Consider the following 2,610-nt stretch of genomic DNA (forward strand, 5'->3'; position numbering starts at 1 on the left):
GTGTTGGTTTTCAGTTGGCCCTGGTAGGCGGAGATTCCATAGTCGCTGTCCATGTCGCCTACGCCCGCCTGGTGCTGGTACAGGCCCGTGAGCAGACTCGCGCGGGTCGGGCAGCAGCGGCCGGCGTTGTAGAACTGGGTCATCAGAATGCCTTTCCCTGCGAGTCGATCCAGGTTGGGCGTGGGTATTTCGGAACCCATACAACTCAAATCCGAGTAGCCCATATCATCTGCCATGATGCGGATAATGTTGGGTGGTACGGCATTCCGGCGGTCCGACGCTCGGGGTACGGCCGGGCCGCGTTCGGCATTTAGGTGTTCTGTAAGCACAGCATTGACTCCAGCATCAATTGCCGGGCCTTTTAAGGCCCGAAAGCCAAAGGCAATGAGCGCAATAACAAGCATCAGACTCAAAAGAAATACCGAGAAAAAACTTTTGGTCATTATGTCTATATTTTTTCAATCGAACCCAGCCTCTCCACCCTCAGTTCTTGCAGCAACTGGTAGTTTTCTTTCGAAAGTTTGATTTTCTTTTCGATCAACAAATCCATCAATTTTTGAATTGAAGCCTGGTCGTTGTTCTTGATAATCAGCGTGATTATTTTCTGATTTTGTGCACTGTTGCGGTCGCTGATTTCCGGCAATAGCTTCTCGACCAACTTACTTTGCAGCGGTACCTTTTGTAGTTTGTTCAAGGCCGCTACCTGGGTGTAGTACGAAAGCGAATCGTAGTTCTGCACCAGGAAATCCTGCATTTCTTTCCCGGCGAACAGATTTTCAGGAATCTTCTCGATGGCGTTCTTGGGGAAATACCCTTTGCCATTTCTCACGAGATCAATAATCTCGGGAAGGTTCTGCGCAAACTGCTCATCCGATAGGTTATTGATAAGGTAGTAGTGAGCCGAAGCAGTGTTATACTTGACGATTCTTCCAATCAGGTATTTGTCCAGCCGTCCCTGCGTGTGGCTTCTGATCGAGTCCACGACGGCCCCATTGGCCACGTGCCAAAGCGTGTGGCATGTAAAGAGAGCTCCGTCGATCACCTCGTCCCTGATGGCCTCTATGGTAGCGCCCGAATAGCCATCGACGGCTGCCTCGGCGGTTTCGACGACCAGTTCCTCCGCATTCATTCCCGTAAAAATCAGGTCATGGTTCGTGAGGATGCTTTGCAGCTTGGCGTAATCCGCCAGCGTGAATGGTTTGTGATCGAGCTTAGTGAGCGGGTCGTAGGGCTGCACCTGGTAGTCGATAAACTCGCCAATCAGATTCCAATTAAAGGTGACGTTCACGTTATAGCAAATGCCCTCCTCGCAAACGGGTGCCATGATGTTGGCGGTGTATTTCTCCAATTTATCACCCCAGCGAACCTCACTCACCTCGAAGCTGCCGCCATTTTTCAATGCTATCTCGAAGGCAGATCCGGGCCCACTCAGCAGGTAGGTGAGCAGGCCTGACAATGCCATCGATATAGCAACGACAAGCTTCATTTTACGATTTCCATCAGGGTACCTCCCAGGTTATAATCCTGATCCTGCGGCAGACTGGCATCGCCCACGCCCTCGATCATCATGGCTTCCAGCTTCGGGAAATAGTTTTCGTACAGGCCACGCGGGGTAGTTTTTTGTTCCTTACAAACTGCCGCCGCCATGCCCAGCACTTCGCCCATCATGCCCGTAGTGCGCATGAGCCGGGTAGTACCCAGGGCCACGTGCGACACGCTGATGTCGCGCCCGGCCATCATCAGATTCTCTATATTTTTGGAATACAAACAGCGGAATGGAATAGGGTAAGGGTAAATTTTGATGTGCTTGGCGATGGATTTGAAGGCCGCGCCAGGAAACAGTTTGGAGTTTTCGGGGTCGGGATAGTGCAGGTCGATGGTCCAGGAGGTGGGCGCCGTGCCGTCGGGATACACGCGCTGATCGGTGAGGTCTTGTTCGATAAGAACATAGTCTCCTTTCAAACGCCGTGATTCGCGCTTTCCGGCCACGTAGGCTACCCATTTCAGGTACTCGCGAGCAAATTTCTCCTTGTTGGTCGCGTGGTTTTTGAGGTACGACCAGTTGGAATACACCGCCAGCATTCCGTAATCGCGGATTTGCTCGAAGTCCAGCGTCATGTCAAGGCCCATGCCCGTTTCCCACTCCCAATCGCCCTTGGTGATTTCCTCGGCCTTGGCCTCGTCCCAGGGCAAGCCCCACGCGATGTCGGGGAAGGACACGGGTTGGTCGCTTTTCTCTGAGAACCACTGCACTGACGCACCCATCGTAAGTTTGTCGGCGACTTCGGGAGCCGTTTTCTCACCATAGACGTCGCGGCTTTCGCGCCCGGTCATGTATTCGGCACCCGCCAGGAAACCGATCGTCCCGTCGCCCGTGCAGTCGGCAAAAAGTGGGGCTTCGAAGTACACCTTTTCGCCCGTCTCGATGTTGGTGGCATAGACCTTCTCGATCCTGTTGTTGTTGGTTTCCACCTTATTGGCGTGATGGTTCAAAAAGAGCGAAATGTTGGGTTCGGCCAGCACGGCCTGCATTTTCTTGTCGTCTTCGTAGTATTCCTTAGGCTGCGCGTTGCCGCCTTCCGACGGGCCGATCTCATTGACTAGGTTACC

General features: G+C 53.0%; 3 protein-coding genes. All 3 read right to left on the reverse strand.

Annotation, left to right across the window (positions count from 1 at the left end):
- Positions 1-443 (reverse strand): sulfatase-like hydrolase/transferase (locus tag ACEW8P_RS13200; protein WP_373513546.1); only part of this gene is annotated, 443 nt, incomplete at its 3' end.
- Positions 444-448: 5 nt separating this feature from the next.
- Positions 449-1,486, reverse strand: coding sequence for a hypothetical protein (locus ACEW8P_RS13205; protein ID WP_373513547.1), 1,038 nt, complete (start codon positions 1,484-1,486; stop codon positions 449-451).
- Positions 1,483-2,610, reverse strand: a 1,128-nt coding sequence (locus ACEW8P_RS13210; protein WP_373513548.1) for an FAD-dependent oxidoreductase, incomplete at its 5' end; no start/stop codon positions are given. The genes ACEW8P_RS13210 and ACEW8P_RS13205, both read right to left, overlap by 4 nt.

It is taken from the genome of Persicitalea sp. (genome assembly GCF_041751555.1).
Classification (GTDB): Bacteria; Bacteroidota; Bacteroidia; order Cytophagales; family Spirosomataceae; genus Persicitalea.